Source organism: Rothia nasimurium (assembly GCF_928381705.1).
GTDB classification, from domain to species: domain Bacteria; phylum Actinomycetota; class Actinomycetes; order Actinomycetales; family Micrococcaceae; genus Rothia; species Rothia nasimurium_G.
Map to the genome: position 1 here is coordinate 34389 of NZ_CAKMSR010000010.1, position 18621 is coordinate 53009.

Sequence of the window (18621 nt, forward strand, 5' to 3'; positions counted from 1 at the left end):
AGACCCGAGTTGCTTATCGAACCGTGTGCCCTGATGAGGGTAGACGGGTGCTCACAGGTAGGGCGCGTGTGCGGGTGCACAGGTGCCGTGGTGAGCTGATAGCAACTCAGGTCTTGCCTGCTTAACCAGTAACAATCCTGATGATTGACTACATAGAGTGGGGCTTTCACCCCGTTCGTGGTCAAGCGTACTCCCAGAGCTTAGCTCTGCGCAAGTACCTGGGGGTGTTTAGCTCGTAGCCAGGCGGTGTGCAGGCGCAGGTTGATTTCGATGGCGAGGCAACCTAAAAAGGCTGACGCCAGGCTAGCTAGTAAATATGCTCCACTGGGAATGATGAACTGGTGGTACCAGAGCGAGGGCGGCAGAAGCAGAACCAGGGCTAGGCCTGCGTACATGGCAGCTACAATCGCCAGGCGGACGCCGCGTACCGGTCGCACGACCGTGGTGATGTTGTAGATACCCATGAGCACAAGGGCAATGAAGGTGGCAGTCTGAATTTCTGACCTGGTTACCCCGGCGAGACTACGCCCGTAGCCGTTGACGAAGACCAGCACCGCCGTAATGATGACGGCCGCCGGTAGGGCATAGTGCAGGGCCCTGCCCAAGAAGCCGCTGACGTAGCGGCGGGTGTTGGGCAGCATGGTCAGGAAGAAGGCAGGCCCACCCACAATGAGCAGGTCGGCGGTGGAGTACTGGCGCGGCAGGAAGGGGAAGTTCCAGCAGAGTACACCCAGGGTCAGACCTAACAGGATAGCGAAGGCGGTTTTGGTGAGGAAGAGGTTGGTGACCCGCTCGATATTGGCAATAATCTTTCGCCCCTCAGCCAGTACGCCGGGCAGGCGGTCAAAGCGGCCATCGAGGAGCACTAGGCGGGAGACCGCCTTGGTGGCGGGAGCCGCGTTACCCATGGCAATGCCCAGGTCGGCATGCTTGAGGGCTAGGGCGTCGTTAATGCCGTCGCCGGTCATTGCCACCACGTGGCCGGCTTCTCGCAGGCCCAGAACCATGTTCTTCTTCTGCTCGGGTGAAACGCGGCCAAAGACGGCGTGGGTGCGGGCAGCGTCTATCAGCTCGGGGCCGCTCTCAGGCAGGGTTGAAGCGTCCACCGCACCGGCTGAGACGTCCATACCGGCGGCTTGAGCTGCGGCCGCTACCGTGCGGGGGTTATCCCCAGAGAAGACCTTCAGGTCGATGCCCTGGCTTCTGAAGTAGGCCAGGGTTTCGGGGGCCTCAGAGCGCACCTGCTCCCGGAAGATCACCAGCACCTGGGGCTCAAGCCCGGCGGGAACCCGGGTGGCTACCTTGCCGGAGGGCTCGCGGGTCAGAGCTGGGGCGTGGGCTAGCACCAGCACGCGTAGTCCGCTTTCAGCTAGGTCACCGGCAAGTTCTCGCGCGGGGGAGTCTGTAGGCAGGAGGGCTTCGGGGGCACCGAGCAACCAGGCCCCGGTGCCGCTGAATTCCACCCCGCTAAAGCGCAGGGTAGATGAGAAGGGTAGGACGCCTGTGGCAGCCGGGGCGCTAGCACCGGCAGGGGCTGCGGTGCCCGCTGCCTCTGCAAAGGGCTCCTTCAGGGCAGCAGCGGTGGGATTAGCGTTCTGGTCAGCTCCCAGCCAGCCCAGGGCGGCAGCCCAGCCGTCCTTACCCTGCCAAGCGGGAGCGGCGGCGTCCTGATGCCCGGTCTCTGCCCAGAGCACCTGCCCGGTTAGGGAGCGAACCGAATCAAAGCGCACCCCGCCCTCGGTCAGGGTGCCGGTCTTATCGAAGCAGACGGTATCAACGCGGGCCAGCACCTCAACGGCGGGCTGCTCCTGAATCAGCACCTCGGTGCGGGCCAGCTTAACCGATGCCACGGCAAAGGAAATCGTGGTCATCAGGGCCAGGCCCTGGGGAATCATGGAGGCCACCGACGAGACAGAGGTAATCAGGGCATCACGCCAGGCCCCGGAATCAAGGGCCAGCTGCCAGCCGCCGGCGGCCTGCATCTGCCCGTTGAGCACAATCGCGATGATGGGAACCAGGGCCCAGGTAATCCAGGTGACCACCCGTTCCATACCCGCCCGGAGCTCTGAATGGATGGTGGTGAACTGGCGGGCCTCGGCCGTAATCTTCGCGGCGCGGGAGGTCGCCCCCACCGCTGTCAGCCGCACCTTGCCCGACCCGCCGATCACGGATGAAGCCGACAGGACGCCGTCCCCCGGCACCTTGCCGACGGGGTCGTTTTCGCCGGTGAGCAGGGATTCATCAAGATCCAGGCCGTCGCTGGTGAGTACCACGGCGTCGGCAGGAACCTGGTCCCCGCGCTTGAGCAGCACAACGTCGTCAAGAACCAGCTCATCGAGGGCAACCGGCACCAGTTTGCCGTCGCGTAGGGCGGTGGCGGGGTCGCGGCGTAGCAGGGCAATGCGATCCAGCTGACGCTTCGCCGAGAACTCCTGGGTGAAGCCGATGACCACGTTGGCAATAGCAGCCAAAAGGAAAAGGGTATCGAGCCAGGAACCCACCAGAATCACCGCCAGCCCGCAGAGCCCCAACACCAGGTTAAACATGGTGAACAGGTGGGTGCGGATAATGGTCGCGGTAGAGCGGGAGGTCGCATTATTCTGCGTATTCACTAACCCAGCAGAGGTGCGCTCAGCGACCTGCTCGCTGGTGAGCCCACCGGCCTCAAGGACGCTGTCTGGAGAGGTACTCACATTCACGCGGTGGGCAGGCGCGGTGTGAGACATAGGGGCTCCTTGGGCATTGGGCTGGTCAGGGTAGTAACCAGTCTAGTGGGAGAAGCTGAGTGCGCACGTCCGTCTCAAGGATGAAAACGGCCTCAGTCGCGGGCAGGAAGCACCAGCAGGCGCCCGGTCACCGGGTGGGTGAGCACCTCAATGGGGTGGCCGTAGACCGCGCTGAGCCGCTCGGCGGTGCAGACCTGCTGCGGGCGTCCTTGCGCCACCGCCTGCCCGCCTGCCAGCAGAACCAGCCGATCAGCGTAGGAGGCTGCCAAATCCAGGTCGTGCAGAACCACAATCACAGCTGCCCCCGACCGGGCATAGGCGCGGGCTCGAATCAGGGTCTGCTCCTGGTGCAGAATGTCGAGGGCTGCGGTGGGCTCATCGAGCAGAAGCAGAGGAGTGCGCTGGGCAAAGACCCGGGCCAGATGAGCTCGCCCGGCTTCACCGCCCGAGAGGGTGCGCACGTCGCGGTCAGCCAGGTGGGCAGTATCGGTATCGGCAAGAGCAGCAGCAACAATCTCATGATCCTGTTCCGCCTGGGCAGTGCCCCGCCAGGGTGCCCTACCCATCTGCACCACCTGCCGTACGGTGTAGGAAAAAGCTACGGAGGTCTGCTGTAGCAGCATGGCTCGGGTGCGGGCTAACTCTACCGGCCGGTAGTCTGCCAGCGGACGTCCGCCCAGGGTAATCTGCCCCGAGCTGGGAGCAGCGTCCCCTGCCAGTAGGGAAAGCAGGGTGGATTTTCCTGCCCCGTTGGGGCCGATAAGGGCCAGCACCTCTCCGGGAGCGACATCGAGGGAAACATCGTGCAGAATCTGCCGCCCGTTCACCCGGTAGCTAACCGAATCGGCGACGAGTAAAGGTGCGGTCACAGGGCCCCCTTGGTTAGGGTTCGGCGGAGCAGGATAAAGAAGGTGGGGCCGCCCACCAGGGCGGTGAAGATGCCGATGGGCAGGTCGGCGAAGCTCACCAGGGTGCGGGCGGCGAGGTCGGAGGCCGCAATGAGCAGGGCACCGCCCAGGGTCGAGGCGGGTAGTAGTACCCGGTTGGAGGGCCCCACCACCATGCGGAGCAGATGCGGCACAATCAGACCCACAAAAGCGATAATGCCCGCGTAGGCGACCGCGGCCCCGGTGAGCAGGGCGGTGCAGACGATAGCTGCCAGGCGTAGGCGCTCTACATGAACACCCGAGTGGGCAGCGGCCCGCTCACCCAGGGCGAGCAGGTTGAGCTGCCGGGCCAAGAGAAAGCTACCGATAATACCGACACTCACAATCGGGGCACTGGTGGCTACCGCCGCCCAGGTCGCCCCATTCAGGGAGCCCATCTGCCAGAAGATAATCTGGTCGCGGCTGGCATCATCGGCGATAAAGACCATCAGGGCAATCAGGGCGTTAGCCACGGCGGTGACGGCAATGCCGGTCAGAATCATCGACAGCACTTCTGCCCGCCCGCCGGAGCGGGAGAACAGATACACCAGGGCGGTGGTGGCTAGTGCACAGGCAAAAGCGCAGAGGGGTACGGTGAACATGCCCAGGGCATTTAGCCCCAGCACAATAGCCCCGCAGGCCCCCACCGCAGCACCGGCTGAAATGCCGATGACGCCCGGTTCAGCCAGCGGGTTGCCGAAGACCGCCTGCATCAGGGCGCCGGACGCCCCCAAAGCGGCACCCACCAGCAGCCCCAGCAGAATGCGGGGTAGGCGGATATTCCAGAGGGTGGCGTCTGCCAGCTGCATGGCAGGGTCGGCGGACGCCAGCCCCAGGTTGCGCAGGATACCCCCGGCAACCTGGGGGAGGGGAATCTCAAACTGGCCCAGGCTAGCTGATATGAGTACCGTGCCGAGCAACAGGAGGGGCAGGGCAGTAAAGACCGCCGTGAGGGTAGAAGAACGTACCTGCACAAGAACCTACTGCTGGGTGTAGATAGCGGTGGCCAACGACAGCAGTACCGCCGCACTGTTGGGCCCGAACGAGAGAATCTGGCCGTCTGCCATGTCGACCACGCGCTGGTTGGCGCCTGCGGTCGTTTCAGCTACCCCGGGGCGGGCAAAGAAGGCCTCGATACCGCCGGTGGACTCCACCCCGCCGGTCATGGTGAGGATCAGATCGGGGTTAGCCCGCGAGAGCGCTTCAGCGTTAGCGGGCACGGTACCCGAAGCCCCGCCCTCACTGGCCACATCGCGACCGCCCAGGGCAGTAATCAGCTCATCGGCCCCCGAACCGTCACCCAGGATAAAGAAGACACCGGCAGTACCCCGAACGTAGAGGAAGGCCATGCCCACCTTCTGCGCCGAATCCTGCGGGGCAACCTCGGCAATGGTAGCTAGCGCCGAATCAATCTCAGCCTGCACCCGGGCACCCAGCTGGGCGCCGACGTCCGGAACTCCCAGAGCCTGCGCAACCGCCTCAATCTGCGGCACTACCTGGTTCAGGGAACGCGAGGGGTCAAAATGCACCACGGTCACCCCGGCGGAGCGCAGCTGCTCGGTAATTTCGAGGGGGCCGTTGGTGGTGTCCATGAGCACCACGGTCGGGGCGAGAGAAAGAACCGCCTCAGCCGAAATATCGTGGCCGTTCTGGGTCACCAGGGGCAGGTCTGCCAGGGTCGTTTCGGTCGAAGACGTGACCCGGCCTACCAGGTTGTCACCCAGCCCCAAAGCGACGACAGTCTGGGCTAGGGTGCCGTACATATCCAGGGCCAGAATACGGTCGGCACTGGTCACGGTCACCTCGGTGCCCTGAAAATCGGTGACGGTCACCGGCAGCTGCGGGGCCTGCGGGTTCTCAATCGGCAGCACATCGGGCACGGACGCCGCCGTCGCCAGACCCGTCAGGCTCTTGGGATTCTCTACAGCATTGGCTTTGAGGTAGTCCTCGGCCTGCTGCAGGGCGGTGCGGTGCACCTCTTCACTGGCGGGAGCCTCAATGCCCCCGGCCGTTGCCGACGACTGAGCCCCGCCCTCAACCGACGTAGAAGCTGCCCCTGCTTGGGAGCCTGTAGCGGCGGCGTCCGCACCGCTCTCTGCTGACCCGGTACAGGCCGTCACCGCCAGAACCAGGGCAACACTCAGAACAGAAAAACCCCGGCGCAGGGGCAGAGAAGAAAAGGAGTGTGTGAGCACCAGAACCTCCGAGAGAAACAAGAGGGTGGGAGCCGGTTACAGCCCGGCTCCCACCGTGAGACGGATGAGAATTAGGACGCGCGACGGCGGGCTACCACCACAGCACCGGCAGCCAGCAGGGCTGCACCCACAGCCAGCAGGGCACCGACCGAAGCGCCGGTGTTCGCCAGCTTGCCACCCTGGGCGGCAGCGCGGGCAGCCTCAGCCTTCCGCTCTGCCTCAGCGTTCAGGGCATCGCAGTTAGCACCGTTCTCTGAGACATACTGGGTCTTCTCAATGGTCTGAGAAGCACCGGTGACGGTCTTTGAACCCAGGGTACCGGTGAAGCTAATGGGGTCAAGGGCTTCACCTGCCTGGTAGAAGCCAGCGAAGGCAGCTTTGCCCTCAGCAGTTAGGGTGGCAGAAGCACTGCTGACGCTAATGCTGGATCCGTTAACAGTCAGGCCAGCCAAATCGACATTGGCGAAGGGCACCTCACCGTGGTGGGTTGTCTGCCCCTTCATGTCATTAGAACTTACGGTCAGGTAGAGGGTGCCGGTAGAACCGTTGATCTCAAGGCGGGGGTTAGCCATCAGAGTGTTCAAGGTGCCGCCGTGGCCGGTGAAACGGACAGAGCCCTCGAAAGCCACAGAGCCCTTGCCGTTAGCGTAGGTGCCTGTACCTTTGGACCAGCCAAAGGCCTGGTTAGCGTAGGTAACGCCGTTCAGTTCCCAACTACCCTTAGCGATACCGCCACCAATGTAGTTACGGAAGGAGGAGCGCACGCCCCAGTCGAAAGTAGCAGCTGAGACGGTCCCGTCAGCCTGAGTAGTGGTTGCACCGGGCACGGTTTCGGTCACGGTCACCGGCACGCACTGGGGCGCCGGATCAGCAGGGTTAGCAGAGGGCTGGGCTGAGGGAATGACGGTTGGCTCAGCGGTCGGCTGGGCCGAGGGTGCTGCCGTCGGTTCAGCAGAAGGCTGGGGTGAGGGGGCCACGGTCGGCTGGGTGGTGGGCTCTGCGGACGGGCTCGGGGCAGGAGCCGGGGTTTCGCTGGGAGCCGGGGCCGGTGCGTCCTCAACCACGGGGGCAGCAACCCGCAGGTACAGGGGGTCAAAAGCGGTTCCCTCTGCATAGCGGGCCCCAAAAATGCTGGCGGCATGAGCCGTCGCAACAGTCGGCACGCCCTCCAGAAGCAGGTTGCCCGCTGAATCGGTAGTCAGGGCGCTCGCGTCAAAGCTGGCGATGGGCTGGTCGGTAATTTCACCGGTGTTGGCCGAGGTGCCGGTGGCGTAGATGTAGCCGTTTGCACCGTCGGTAACAACGCGGAAGCTATGCAGGTTGATGTTGAGCACCCCGCCGTGGGCGACCAGAGAGAAACTACCCGGAACACTGATGGAGTAGCCGGTATCAGTCTTCTGGGCGGTAGCACCGGCAAAGACGAAGTTGTTGCCTTCAAGACTGGTGTGTTCGCCAGGAGTAACGGCTTTCTGGGCAATCAGGTAGTTAAGGAAGGAATCCTTGATGCCCCAGGTGACGGTGCCCGCTGCATTGGTGACGCCGTCAGCGGTGGGCTCGGGTGAGGGGGCCGGGGTCTCTGCGGGCTTTTCAGCCAGGTCAGCCGAGAAGGTCAGGGGTGAGAGAGCGTCACCGGCCTTGTAGAAACCGGCGAAGGCGGCTGCGCCGTCGGCGGTGAGGGTAACGGGGGCATCGGTGGCTGATACGGTGCCGTTGGCGAAAGTGACGCCAGAAAGGTCTACGGTTGCGAAGTTAACGTTGGTGGCATCGATATCGGGGGATCCGTTGTAGCCCTTGGACTTCACATCAGCTACCAGGGTGCCCTGGTTGCCGTTGATGACCAGCTTGAGGTTGGCGTAGGTGATATCAAGCTCACCCTTATGGGCAGTGAAGTGGATGGTGCCGGGGTAAGAGATAGTGCCGTTTGCACCGGTGAACTCACCCTCGGCCCCCTGCCAGGAGAAGGCGGAGCCGTTGAAGCTGGGGCCACCGGTTACCTCGACGCTACCACCGGCAAAAGCGCCGGTGACGTAGCGGATGAAGGAGTCCTTGAGCGACCAGGTCAGCTGGGCATTGCTGGCGACGTGAGTTGCGGACGCGGCAGCGACGGTGCTGCTGGTGGCGTCCGCTGCGTCGGCTACGGACGCGGTGGCTAGGGTCATGCCTGACAGGGTGAGTGCGGCGGTGGCTAGGAGGGCGCAGGAGCGCCGGGCGCTGTGCTGGGGAGACATGGGCATCCTCGTGAAAACTATGTGGTGTAGGGTGGGCACATTTCGTAACATGCCCTGCCTTATTAAATTTAAGGGCATGCCTAAACTAGCATTAAGGCAACCCTAATAAAAATAGGTTACAAGTACTTGACTTAATTCTTTCTTGGTGACAGTCTGTCAATAAATAGTGTTAATCTAGCCCTCAACCAAGGAGGACCCCATGACTACCGCTCTCGCCGACACCGAGCGTCCTACCTTCTCAGCCCGCCTTAAGGCAGAAACTGCTGCCCGCCACGATCAGGCAGAACACTCCAGCTTCATGGCCGACCTGATGGGCGGCAAGCTCGACCGTAAGGCCTACCGCATGCTGCTGACCCAGTACGTCTATATTTATGGGGCCCTCGAAGAAGTAGCAGCCGGCTTCCGCGCCCACCCCAACCCCATCACCGAACCCTTCGTGCTCGAGGGCCTTGACCGGCTTGCTTCTATCAAGGCTGACCTAGCTGAACTGGGTGGCCCCACCAGTGACCAGCCCTTACCGGCAACCGCTGACTATGCGGCAGCTATCCGCGCGACGGCGTCCGCCCCCGAACGCTTCTTGGCCCACCACTACCTGCGCTACCTGGGTGATCTGTCGGGCGGGCAGGCCGTGGCTGCCCTGGTCGCCCGGCACTACGGTGTGCCCGCTGAGGCTCTGAGTATGTACCGGTTTGAGGCACTCCCGAAGCCCAAGGTATTCAAGGACTCCTACCGGGGTCTTCTGGACGATGCCCCGCTGACGGACGCCCAGCGTGACGCCCTGGTTGATGAGACTCTAGCTGGGTTCGACTGCAACACCCGTGTGTTCGCGCAGCTGGGTGAGAGCCTAGTCTCATAGGCGTGTAGCTAGGGGCCTCCATGCTGTGTGCAGGTTTCTTGGGCTGTGTGCAGGGTTTTCTCTGCACACAGCCCAAGAACCCTGCACAGGGTTAAGAAAGAAGGATGCTCCCCGGGTCGGTAACTGCCACGCTAACGCACCCGACTTATCCACAGGCCTGGCTGCTATATGACCTGTTTGTGAACCAAAAGAGCCTGCGATGTTCACACCCCTTGCAAGAGGTGAACGGGGTCGGTGACACTGCCCTTATGAATGATGTTGCAGAGATTTACCAGCAGGTGCGCTGCCTTAAAGATTTACAAGATATCGGTGTAAGCCCCTCCCTAGCTTCGACCCGTTTTAGGTCTGGTTACTACACCAAAATTAAGCAGGGGATCTATGTCGAGACCTCTATATGGAACCAGTGGGGCACTCGTCAGAGGTGTTTGGCCCACCACGCTGCGCATATCAAAACGGTGCCGAGCGGGGTGCTGAGCCACCAGTCGGCTGCGCTTTGGTTAGGGGCTCCACTCCTGACCCTACCTAATAAGGTGCATATGAGTTTTGCGTCAGCTTCTGTGCAGCACCGCCCTTCAGTAACGGCACATCGAGGACGCACGGACGTAGTTCCCGAGTCTCGGCTGGTGGCAGGGGCCCGTATCACTGCACCAGAGCAAACTCTGTGCGATGTTGCTCTGTCTTTACCTCGTGTTGAGGCGCTGGTGGTTGGTGATTATTTTCTGCGGCAGGGCGTTATATCCGCAGCATCGGCACGAACTGTTTTGGCTGAGGCGGGTGGAATTGCGCTTGCCGTGGGACAGAGACTGAGTGCTTTAGCAGACTCTCCGGCTGAGACGATCGCGCGCGACCTTATTTATGAGTGGAATCTGCCTCTACCTCAGGAGCAGTTCGAGGTATTCACCCACTACGGCCGTGTCTACCGTGCTGACTTCGCTTGGCCTGAGCTCGGGGTCATTCTTGAGGTTGACGGTGAGGTGAAGTATTCGGGAGTCTATGGCCGCGCTGACGATGTAGTTCAGGCGGAACATCGGCGGCATCGCGAATTAGAGATGGCTGGCTGGAAGGTGGTGCGTACGCGCTGGAAGGAGCTGATGTCGCACCCTGCTACTCTCCGGCAGCGGCTGTGGGAGACCGGTGTCTGGTGAGCCAGACTGGAGGTGTGCAGGTTTCTTGGGCTGTGTGCAGGGTTTTCTCTGCACACAGCCCAAGAACCCTGCACAGGCTAAGACAGAAGGACGCCGCCACGCACCTGCCTGCCCGAAGGCAGGGGAGGGGCGCAGCGGCGTCCTTACACCGTGTAGCTAGAGACTAGCTGGGGGCAACCTCACCGAAGTGGCGGGCGAGGGTACCCTCGTGAGCCTCGCGCAGCTCGTCCAGGTCGATAGCGACCTCACCCTGAATATCCAGGGCGTTAGAGGCGGCATCGACCACGCCGATACGGGCGAAGGGGTAGTCGCGGGCGGTACACATGTCCTTGAAGCGAACTTCCTCGGAGCGGGGCACAGATACAACCACGCGGCCCAGGGACTCAGAGAAGAGCAAGGTGAAGAGGTCGATACCGTCGCGCTCAGCAACCTCACCCAGGCCAACGCGGGCACCGACGCCAAAGCGCAGGCAGCCCTCAACCAGGGCAGCAGCCAGGCCACCGGCAGAGACGTCGTGGGCAGCATCAATCATGCCGTCACGGCTCATGTTCACCAGCATGTCGCCCAGCAGCTTCTCGGCAGCCAGATCAACCTTGGGGGGCAGGCCGCCCAGGTGACCCTTAAAGCGGGCCCACTCGGAGCCGTCTAGCTCATCGCGGGTGGTGCCCAGCAGGTAGAGGGCCTGGCCATCGTGCTCAGGAGCCCAACCGGAGGGGGTGCGGCGGGTGACGTCGTCCATCACGCCCATCATGGCAACCACGGGGGTGGGGTTAATGGCCTTGCCGCCGGTCTGGTTGTAGAGGGAGACGTTACCGCCGGTCACGGGTACGCCCAGTTCCATACAGCCGTCGGCGATACCGCGCACGGCCTCAGCGAACTGCCACATGATGTCCGGGTCCTCGGGGGAACCAAAGTTCAGGCAGTCAGAGACAGCCACGGGGCGGGCGCCTACGGTAGCCACGTTGCGGTAGGCCTCAGCCAGGGACGCCTTCGCACCCTCATAGGGGTCGAGCTTGGTGAAGCGGGGGTTAGAGTCGGTTGCCAGGGCAACACCCAGGCCGGTCTCTTCGTCCACACGAATCACGCCGGAGTCATCGGGCATAGACAGGGCGGTGTTGCCCTGAACGTAGCGGTCGTACTGGTTAGTAATCCAGGACTTGGAGCACATGTTGGGGGCCGCCATAAAGGCCTTGATAGCCTCGCCCAGCTCAGCGCCGGTGGGGCGGGCGTCGTCCGCGCCAGAACCGGTGAACTTGTCGGCCTGCAGGGAGTCCTGCCACTCGGGGCGGGCGTAAGGACGCTCGTAGGTGGGGCCGTCGTGAGCAACGGTCTTGGGGTCCACATCGACGATGATCTCGCCCTGCCATTCGATGGTCAGGCGGCCGGAGCCGGTAACCTCACCCAGAATGGAGTACTCGACGTCCCACTTCTTCATGATGTCTTCGAAGCGGCTCAGGTTCTCGGGGGTCACAACCGCCATCATGCGCTCCTGGGACTCAGACATGAGAATCTCGCCCGGGGTCAGGGTGGGGTCGCGCAGCAGAACCTTGGTCAGGTCAACGTGCATACCGCCGTCGCCGTTGGAGGCCAGCTCGGAGGTGGCGCAGGAGATACCTGCGGCGCCGAGGTCCTGGATACCCTCAACGATGGAGTTCTTAAAGAGCTCCAGGCAGCACTCAATCAGTACCTTCTCAGCGAAGGGGTCGCCCACCTGCACGGCGGGGCGCTTGGAGGGCTTGGTGTCGTCGAAGGACTCTGAGGCCAGAACGGAAGCGCCGCCAATGCCGTCGCCACCGGTGCGGGCGCCAAAGAGGATCACCTTGTTGCCGGTACCTGAGGCGTTAGCGGTGCGGATGTCCTCGTGGCGCATGATGCCCACAGCCAGGGCGTTGACCAGGGGGTTTGCCTGGTAGCACTCGTCGAACTCGACCTCGCCGCCGATGTTGGGCAGGCCCAGGGAGTTGCCGTAGCCGCCAACACCGGACACAACGCCGGGCAGGACGCGGGCGGTGTCGGGGTGGTCGATGGCACCGAAACGCAGGGGGTCCATGACGGCCACGGGGCGGGCACCCATCGAGATAATGTCACGCACGATACCGCCCACGCCGGTCGCTGCACCCTGGTAGGGCTCAACATAGGAGGGGTGGTTGTGGGACTCAATCTTGAAGGTCACAGCCCAGCCGTTGCCAATGTTGGTCACACCGGCGTTCTCGCCGATACCAACCATGAGGTCCTTCTTCATCTCGTCGGTGACCTTGGCCCCGAACTGCTTGAGGTGAACCTTAGAGGACTTGTAGGAGCAGTGCTCTGACCACATGACCGAGTACATGGCCAGCTCGGCTGCGGTGGGGCGGCGGCCGAGAATCTTCTTGATGTCCTCGAACTCGTTTTCCTTCAGACCCAGCTCAGCCCAGGGCAGCTCGGTGTCGGGGGTGGCAGCGGCGTGCTCAACGGTATCGAGGTTAAACTTCTTTTCGCTCAAAATTCTTATTCCTTATGCGAGGCGTTTAGGCCGAAACCAGCTGGTTGAGTACGGAGGTGAAGACGCCCAGGCCGTCCGCGCCACCGCGCAGACCCACGGTGCCAAAACCGGAGGACGAGGGACCGAAGCCGGGTTCGACGGCGTGTTCGGGGTGGGGCATGAGGCCCACGACGTTGCCGCGCTCGTTGGAGATACCGGCGATGTCGTTGCGAGAGCCGTTGGGGTTAACATCCACGTAGCGGAAGACCACGCGGCCTTCAGCTTCAAGCGCCTCAAGGGTCTTGGCGTCGGCAACGTACTGGCCGTCCTGATTCTTGAGGGGAACCACGATGTTCTGGCCTGCTTCAAAGTCGCCGGTCCAGGCAGTCTGGTTGGTTTCAACGCGCAGGGTCTGATCACGGCAGATGAACTTGCGGTGATCGTTCTTGATCATGGAGCCGGGCAGCAGGTGGGTTTCGGTCAGAATCTGGAAACCGTTGCAGATGCCGAGCACCGGCAGGGGAGCGGAGCCGGAGGTGCCAGCGGCGCTAGCTGCCTCAACGACCTTGCTCATGACCGGGGCCTTCGCTGCGATAGCGCCTGCACGCAGATAGTCACCATACGAAAAACCGCCGGGCACAATCACAGCGTCTACATCGTGTAGAGCTGCTTCATCGTGCCACAGCGGTACGGGGGTGCCACCAGCTAGACGGACGGCGCGGGAGGCATCGCGGTCGTCCAGGGTGCCGGGGAAGGTGATGACGCCGACGCGCACATCAGCCAGGGCGGCATCGGGAGTGTTCTGAGAGAAGTCGCCCACCAGGGGGACTTCGGTTGCTGCGAGGGATTCTGCCACGTCTTTTAGTCCTCCAGAGCTTCGACGTTGACGACGTCTTCAATCACGGGGTTAGACAGCAGCTCTTCAGCTGCCTGGCGGGCCTGCGCGAGCAGTTCTTCGGTAACTTCACCATCAACGGTCAGTTCAAAACGCTTACCCTGACGAACATCGGTGAAGTTGTTCAGACCGATACGGGGAAGCTCGTGAGCGATAGCCTTGCCCTGGGGGTCGAGGATTTCGGGCTTGAGCATAACGTCAACAACAATACGGGCCATGAATGGGCACTCCTTGGGTGCTGGAATCTATATAGAGCCAGGTCTCATTTTACCGGGTTGGGGCACCGCATGCGCCAAAGTGAGACGGTGGGGCGCGGGGCTTTTCTGCCGGAGGTGTTGGCGGCGAGCGTGCGTTATATCGCCGAGCGTGCGGCTGATGGGTGCACGCTCGGCGATATAGCGCACGCTCGGTGCTTACGAGAAAATACTGGGAAAATAAACCATGATTTTCTATGTAAACAACTTAATGGGAAAATTGAGGTACATTTTCTCAAGAGAGACTCGCAGGAGGCAACATGCAGGGTTGGCCATCTCTTACATATACAGAGCGCTTGTGGGTGCACCGTGACCCCTTGGCCTCTCGTCGGAGCCAGCGGAAAAATCGAGGTACTTTTCAGGTGCCGCACGCTCCATATATTTCTGAGGCTCCTGTAAAGCTCAGTGCAGATATACTGGCTAGTGCATCTGCGGCATCAGTGGCTATGACAAGGTTCGATCATGAACAGGCATCATTTGCTCACTTCCCATTCGCTACGGTGCTTTTGCGTGGAGAATCTGCCACAAGTTCGCAGATTGAAAATCTGACGGTAAATGCTCGAAAACTCTCGCTTGCTGCACTTGGTGCGCCGGTAGGAGGCAATGCCGAACTTGTCGCCCGCAACGTCCGCGCCATGAAAGCTGCAATCGACGTTGCCCACGAGCTCAGCATCGACGCTTTGCTGACCATGCACGAAGAGCTTACGGCGGGTGTTCAAGATGACGCCGGTGAGCTGAGAAAAGAATGGGTGTGGATTGGGGGAGAATCCCCTGTCACAGCCAGGTACGTAGCACCTGCCTGGGAGGATGTGCCTGGGTTGCTTGAAGACCTCGTTGTCTTTTTGGGGCGCCGAGACCTTGATCCTACCGTGCAGGCAGCTCTTGCTCATGCCCAGTTTGAAACTATTCACCCTTTTACAGATGGGAATGGGCGTACCGGGAGAGCGCTCATCTCATCTCTATTAAAGGCGCGCGGAGTGACGCAGCATGTGGTGGTTCCCCTGTCGAGCGGTTTGCTCTATGACCTTGAGGGGTATGTTTCTGCCCTGGAGGCGTATAGGCGCGGGGATATAGAGCCCATCATCCTGTGTTTTGTGGATGCCATTGAATCATCGCTGGCTAATACTCGTTTGCTTGCCCAGGACATTGAACAGTTTTATGAGCAGATTCTTGCCTCGCGCCCGAGAGTGACTGAAGCGGTGCGTAAGGTGGCAAGGTTCTGCTGCTCAGAGCCAGCTTTCACGGCTGGAATGCTAGAAGAACACGCCGGAATGGCTAGATCTACCACCTATCGCATTATTGATTCCCTGGTAGAAACCGGTATCTTGCGGCGGGAGCAGAAAGTGCGCGGGCAAAATGCCTGGTCTGCCCCTGCCTTGACGGAAGCGCTTGACGCGTTTGCCCAGCGGGCGGGCCGTCGGCGTTTTGTTTAGTCCTTAGTTGCCAGGAGCGCCTGCGCCGCCTGCAGGTTGGCTAGGGCAAGGGTTTTGTTGGTGCGGGCAAGGGCCAGGGCTGAGATGGTGAGGGCAACGAGGGTGCGGGCTTGGCCGTCCTCTTCGGCCTCGGTGAGGTGCGGACGCGCCCTGCCCAGCCCCGCACGGAAGGCGGCAAACAACTCGTCGTAGTAGCCGCTGACGGCTGCGCTGACCACTGGGTCGGTGCCCACCGGGGCGTTAGCTGCCGCTATGAGCAGGCAGCCGGGGTGGGTGTCCGCGGTGCGGACGGACTCCGCCAGGGTTTCAAAATAGGTAGCCAGGGCATCTGGGGTGGCACTCTCATCGGTGATGCGGGCAAGAAGAGGGCGTACCTTCTCTGTTAAATAGTTCTCAACTACCTCATCAAAGAGCCCTTTTTTGGAGCCGAAAGCGTGGTAGAGGCTAGAACGCTTGAGCCCTGTTATGCGCTCAAGGTCAGGAATGGCAGTGGTTTCGTAGCCCTGAGACCAGAAGAGGTCGCGGGCAGACTCAATGACGTCTGCCCGGTCAAATGTGGCCGTGCGCCCCATGGTGTGCCTCGTTTCATAGCTAACAAAATTGTGTACTGACCATTCTAGTATATATTGGAATAAGCGTTACAAAAACCTATGAAAGGATTTTCCCATGACCGTCGCCGGTATCATCGCCCTACTGCTCGCCGTTGCCCTGCACGTTTTTATCTTCTACCTCGAATCCTTCGCCTGGACCACCCGAGCCCTGCCCGTCTTCGGCATGAGCCGTGAATCAGCCGAACAGACCAAGGAAATGGCCTACAACCAGGGCTTCTACAACCTCTTCCTGGCAATCATCGCCGCCGCCGGTGCCGTGGCCCACTTCGCCGGTGCCCCCACCGTGGGCCTAGCCCTCATGCTCGCCGGTACCGGGTCAATGCTGGCCGCCGCAGCCGTCCTCTTCATCACCTCACCCGACAAGCGCTCCGCCGCCATGAAGCAGGGTGCCTTCCCGCTGCTCGCCGTCCTTCTGCTCGCTCTGGGCGCAACCCTTTAACAAACGCCCTTTGACAGGCGTAGAACTGGTTAAACAGCTTTCGAAAGGAAACATCATGACACAAGCACGTGAAATCCGCCTTGCTTCCCGCCCCAGCGGCTGGCCTACCTCCGACAACTTTGAATTTGCCACCGTTACCCTGTCTGAGCTCGCTGATGGCCAGGTACGCGTTCAAAACGAGTTCATCTCGGTTGACCCCTATATGCGCGGACGCATGAACGACGCTAAGAGCTACGTAGCCCCCTACAACCTGGGCGAACGCATTACCGGCGGAGCTGTCGGACGCGTTGTTGAATCGCACGATGAAAGCCTGCCCGTAGGTACCCTGGTCTCGCACCAGCAGGGCTGGGCAGACTACGCCCAGGGCGCCGCTCGCGAGTTTACCGCCCTGCCGGAACTGCCTGCCGGGGCGCCGTCCTCGCTTTACCTTGGCATGCTGGGCATGACGGCAATGACCGCCTACGCAGGCCTGACCCGCATTGCCCACCTGAAAGAGGGCGACGTCGTGTTCGTCTCTGGTGCAGCGGGCGCCGTGGGCACAGCCGTCGGGCAGATCGCTCGCCTGCTCGGCGCCTCCCGCGTTGTCGGTAGTGCTGGCTCTGCTGAGAAGGTTGAGCTGCTGACCAGTAAATACGGCTACGATGCCGCCCTCAATTACAAGGACGCTCCCGTGCGGCAGGCCCTGCCCGAGCTGGTTCCAGATGGTGTAGACGTTTACTTCGACAACGTCGGCGGCGACCACCTCGAAGCCGCTCTCGACGTGATGAACCGCGGCGGCCGCCTGGCGCTCTGCGGCGCGATCTCTGCCTACAACACCAGCGAGACCACCCCCGGCCCCGACAACATGACCAACATGGTCAAGCAGGGCCTGACCATGCAGGGCTTCACTCTGGGGGAGTACCTAGACGTCGTCCCCGAGTTCCGCGAAAAGATGGGCCGCTGGTTTGCCGACGGCAAGATCGCCTATGACGAGACCGTCTACGAGGGGCTCGACTCCACCATCGAAGCCTTCATTGCCATGATGCAGGGCGCGAACACCGGCAAGATGGTGGTCAAGCTCTAGGCACCGGCAAGCTGAATAGGCTGAAAGGGGACCGCAAAACCTAAAAGGGACCGCATACTACGCGGTCCCTTTTAAGTTTTGCGGTCCCCTTGGGTGTGGTGGGGGAGAGAAAAACGTGATTACTCGGCAGGCAGGTAGCCCAGCTGGCGGGCCAGATCTGCCGTCATCTCGTTATTCTCAATCTCAGGTTCCTGCTGCTCATAGGGCGAAATGCCGGGGGCAGAGGACTGGGCCTGGAACTTGAGGGTCATCAGGTCATTCGGGGCGGTGAGCTTACCGATGGTGCCGTCGCGGTTCACATCAATCTGCTGGGCGGTAGTCTCCACAACGCCGTCCTGATCAAAGTCGATACCCTGGTGGGCATTCCAGTAGCGGTTGCCGTAGTGAATGGAGAAGCCACGGGCAGCGTTACCGGCGCCCTTAGACTCAACTACTGCGGTCTCATCAATGGTCATACCCGCGCGGGTGGAGTAACCGTAGTAGACCGACCCGTCGGTGCGGCGCACACCTTCCAGCTGGTACTTGTAGTTCATGATGCTGGTGTAGTTGGGCTTGTAGTTTGTGCCGTCGGTGCCGCCGTGGTTCAGGCCCAGGTTGTGGCCGAGCTCGTGAATGAAGGTGCCCACACGGATAGCGCTACTTGCCTTGCCCCAGTGGGTGGGGCCTACGGTCACCATGAAGGTGCGGCCAGGGTAGTAGCCTGATCCAGAAGACCCGCCGGTGCCGTAGTAGTCGCCCCAAATCATGTAGTGGAAGACGCCCGCACGTGCCGGGTTGGAGTTAGTACCCCGCAAAGTATTCACGTCGCCCAGGCCATTAAAACCCTGGTGGGGGATCTCGTTGCCGCCGCCCAGGTCGTAGGCGGGGTAGATGCTGCCGGCGTCCAGGTGGATGGTGATGCCGGTGGTACCGTTGGGGTTCCAGACGGGCATGTCGGCGAAGGTCTGGACGATGGTGCCCAGCTCAGCTTCGCTGGCGAGTAGGCCGGGCATGTAGTCCATCTCAACGAAGAGGTCTTTGCGGTAGGGGTCTGCGCCCATGGCAGCGAAGTCGATGTCGATGACACCGTCGTTGTTGTAGTCGTAGCCCTCGGTTTCCCAGACATCGAGCAGCTTATCGCCGTCGGTGTCCATGGTGACTGCTGAAGCGATCGGGGCGCTCAGCCCGGTAAAGGCCATGGCAGCAACCGCCAGGGTGGCAAGCTTGTGGGAAAAACGCATGGATGTGTCCGTTTCTGTGATGTGTGGTTTAAGGAGGATTCTAAGGCATAGACCCGCCCTCGCCACCCAACGACTGGCCTTTCTACCCCCCAGCAGTCTCTTCATGCGGAAAAATCTACCCCGCACAGGTAAAAGTGGACTCCACCCCCGCAGATGAAGAGAAGTTTAC

15 protein-coding genes are annotated in these 18621 nt (G+C 61.5%); 5 read left to right on the forward strand and 10 right to left on the reverse strand.

The features are described from left to right. Positions 1 to 200: 200 nt before the first annotated feature. The 5 genes from L6762_RS09010 to L6762_RS09030 form a co-directional block, all read right to left on the reverse strand. A complete protein-coding gene (locus L6762_RS09010) occupies positions 201 to 2726 on the reverse strand; it encodes an HAD-IC family P-type ATPase (protein WP_237186926.1) in 2526 nt (841 codons plus the stop codon). Between the two features lie 92 nt (positions 2727 to 2818). Continuing rightward, the gene (locus tag L6762_RS09015; protein WP_237186927.1) at positions 2819 to 3595 is read right to left on the reverse strand and encodes a heme ABC transporter ATP-binding protein; all 777 of its coding nucleotides are present in this window, start codon (positions 3593 to 3595) and stop codon (positions 2819 to 2821) included. Continuing rightward, the gene (locus L6762_RS09020) at positions 3592 to 4584 is read right to left on the reverse strand and encodes a FecCD family ABC transporter permease (protein ID WP_423817111.1); all 993 of its coding nucleotides are present in this window, start codon (positions 4582 to 4584) and stop codon (positions 3592 to 3594) included. The genes L6762_RS09015 and L6762_RS09020 overlap by 4 nt, the downstream gene beginning before the upstream one ends. A gap of 48 nt (positions 4585 to 4632) precedes the next feature. Beyond that, positions 4633 to 5847 (reverse strand): heme/hemin ABC transporter substrate-binding protein, encoded by a 1215-nt coding sequence (locus tag L6762_RS09025; protein ID WP_237186929.1) that lies wholly within the window; start codon positions 5845 to 5847, stop codon positions 4633 to 4635. Positions 5848 to 5918: 71 nt separating this feature from the next. Continuing rightward, the gene (locus tag L6762_RS09030) at positions 5919 to 8075 is read right to left on the reverse strand and encodes an HtaA domain-containing protein (protein ID WP_237186930.1); all 2157 of its coding nucleotides are present in this window, start codon (positions 8073 to 8075) and stop codon (positions 5919 to 5921) included. 199 nt (positions 8076 to 8274) lie between these two features. Between L6762_RS09030 and L6762_RS09035 the strand changes: the two genes are divergently transcribed. Further along, the gene (locus L6762_RS09035) at positions 8275 to 8931 is read left to right on the forward strand and encodes a heme oxygenase (biliverdin-producing) (RefSeq protein ID WP_237186931.1); all 657 of its coding nucleotides are present in this window, start codon (positions 8275 to 8277) and stop codon (positions 8929 to 8931) included. Between the two features lie 248 nt (positions 8932 to 9179). Next, positions 9180 to 10076 (forward strand): hypothetical protein, encoded by an 897-nt coding sequence (locus L6762_RS09040; RefSeq protein ID WP_237186932.1) that lies wholly within the window; start codon positions 9180 to 9182, stop codon positions 10074 to 10076. 163 nt (positions 10077 to 10239) lie between these two features. Here the strand turns inward: L6762_RS09040 and purL are convergent, their stop codons facing one another. From purL to purS, 3 genes are read right to left on the reverse strand one after another with little or no spacing between them, the layout of a single operon-like run. Then, positions 10240 to 12558 carry a phosphoribosylformylglycinamidine synthase subunit PurL gene (gene purL, locus L6762_RS09045; RefSeq protein WP_237186933.1) on the reverse strand — a complete coding sequence of 773 codons (2319 nt, stop codon included), beginning with the start codon at positions 12556 to 12558 and terminating at the stop codon, positions 10240 to 10242. Between the two features lie 25 nt (positions 12559 to 12583). Next, on the reverse strand, positions 12584 to 13393 hold the full coding sequence (purQ, locus tag L6762_RS09050; protein ID WP_237186934.1) for a phosphoribosylformylglycinamidine synthase subunit PurQ: 810 nt from the start codon (positions 13391 to 13393) through the stop codon (positions 12584 to 12586). 5 nt (positions 13394 to 13398) lie between these two features. After that, the gene (purS, locus tag L6762_RS09055; RefSeq protein WP_135013794.1) at positions 13399 to 13650 is read right to left on the reverse strand and encodes a phosphoribosylformylglycinamidine synthase subunit PurS; all 252 of its coding nucleotides are present in this window, start codon (positions 13648 to 13650) and stop codon (positions 13399 to 13401) included. Between the two features lie 482 nt (positions 13651 to 14132). On the opposite strand from purS, the gene L6762_RS09060 reads away from it, so the two are divergent. Beyond that, positions 14133 to 15119, forward strand: coding sequence for a Fic family protein (locus tag L6762_RS09060; RefSeq protein ID WP_237186935.1), 987 nt, complete (start codon positions 14133 to 14135; stop codon positions 15117 to 15119). Here the strand turns inward: L6762_RS09060 and L6762_RS09065 are convergent. Next, complete coding sequence (locus tag L6762_RS09065; RefSeq protein WP_237186936.1) at positions 15116 to 15691, reverse strand: TetR/AcrR family transcriptional regulator; 576 nt, start codon at positions 15689 to 15691, stop codon at positions 15116 to 15118. The genes L6762_RS09060 and L6762_RS09065 overlap by 4 nt on opposite strands. 94 nt (positions 15692 to 15785) lie before the next feature. Here L6762_RS09065 and L6762_RS09070 point away from each other — a divergent pair, with 94 nt between their 5' ends. Both L6762_RS09070 and L6762_RS09075 read left to right on the forward strand, forming a co-directional pair. Then, complete coding sequence (locus L6762_RS09070; RefSeq protein ID WP_237186937.1) at positions 15786 to 16169, forward strand: DUF1304 domain-containing protein; 384 nt, start codon at positions 15786 to 15788, stop codon at positions 16167 to 16169. 55 nt (positions 16170 to 16224) lie between these two features. After that, complete coding sequence (locus L6762_RS09075; RefSeq protein ID WP_237186938.1) at positions 16225 to 17232, forward strand: NADP-dependent oxidoreductase; 1008 nt, start codon at positions 16225 to 16227, stop codon at positions 17230 to 17232. Between the two features lie 119 nt (positions 17233 to 17351). Here the strand turns inward: L6762_RS09075 and L6762_RS09080 are convergent, their stop codons facing one another. Continuing rightward, a complete protein-coding gene (locus L6762_RS09080) occupies positions 17352 to 18452 on the reverse strand; it encodes a zinc-dependent metalloprotease family protein (protein ID WP_237186939.1) in 1101 nt (366 codons plus the stop codon). Positions 18453 to 18621 lie beyond the last annotated feature (169 nt).

Coding starts and splice junctions, on each gene's coding strand:
- L6762_RS09040 (WP_237186932.1), top strand. CDS start 9,180: ATGAATGATGTTGCAGAGATTTACCAGCAGGTGCGCTGCCTTAAAGAT.
- L6762_RS09010 (WP_237186926.1), bottom strand. CDS start 2,726: ATGTCTCACACCGCGCCTGCCCACCGCGTGAATGTGAGTACCTCTCCA.
- L6762_RS09065 (WP_237186936.1), bottom strand. CDS start 15,691: ATGGGGCGCACGGCCACATTTGACCGGGCAGACGTCATTGAGTCTGCC.
- L6762_RS09060 (WP_237186935.1), top strand. CDS start 14,133: ATGACAAGGTTCGATCATGAACAGGCATCATTTGCTCACTTCCCATTC.
- L6762_RS09075 (WP_237186938.1), top strand. CDS start 16,225: ATGACACAAGCACGTGAAATCCGCCTTGCTTCCCGCCCCAGCGGCTGG.
- L6762_RS09035 (WP_237186931.1), top strand. CDS start 8,275: ATGACTACCGCTCTCGCCGACACCGAGCGTCCTACCTTCTCAGCCCGC.
- L6762_RS09070 (WP_237186937.1), top strand. CDS start 15,786: ATGACCGTCGCCGGTATCATCGCCCTACTGCTCGCCGTTGCCCTGCAC.
- purS (WP_135013794.1), bottom strand. CDS start 13,650: ATGGCCCGTATTGTTGTTGACGTTATGCTCAAGCCCGAAATCCTCGAC.
- L6762_RS09030 (WP_237186930.1), bottom strand. CDS start 8,075: ATGTCTCCCCAGCACAGCGCCCGGCGCTCCTGCGCCCTCCTAGCCACC.
- L6762_RS09080 (WP_237186939.1), bottom strand. CDS start 18,452: ATGCGTTTTTCCCACAAGCTTGCCACCCTGGCGGTTGCTGCCATGGCC.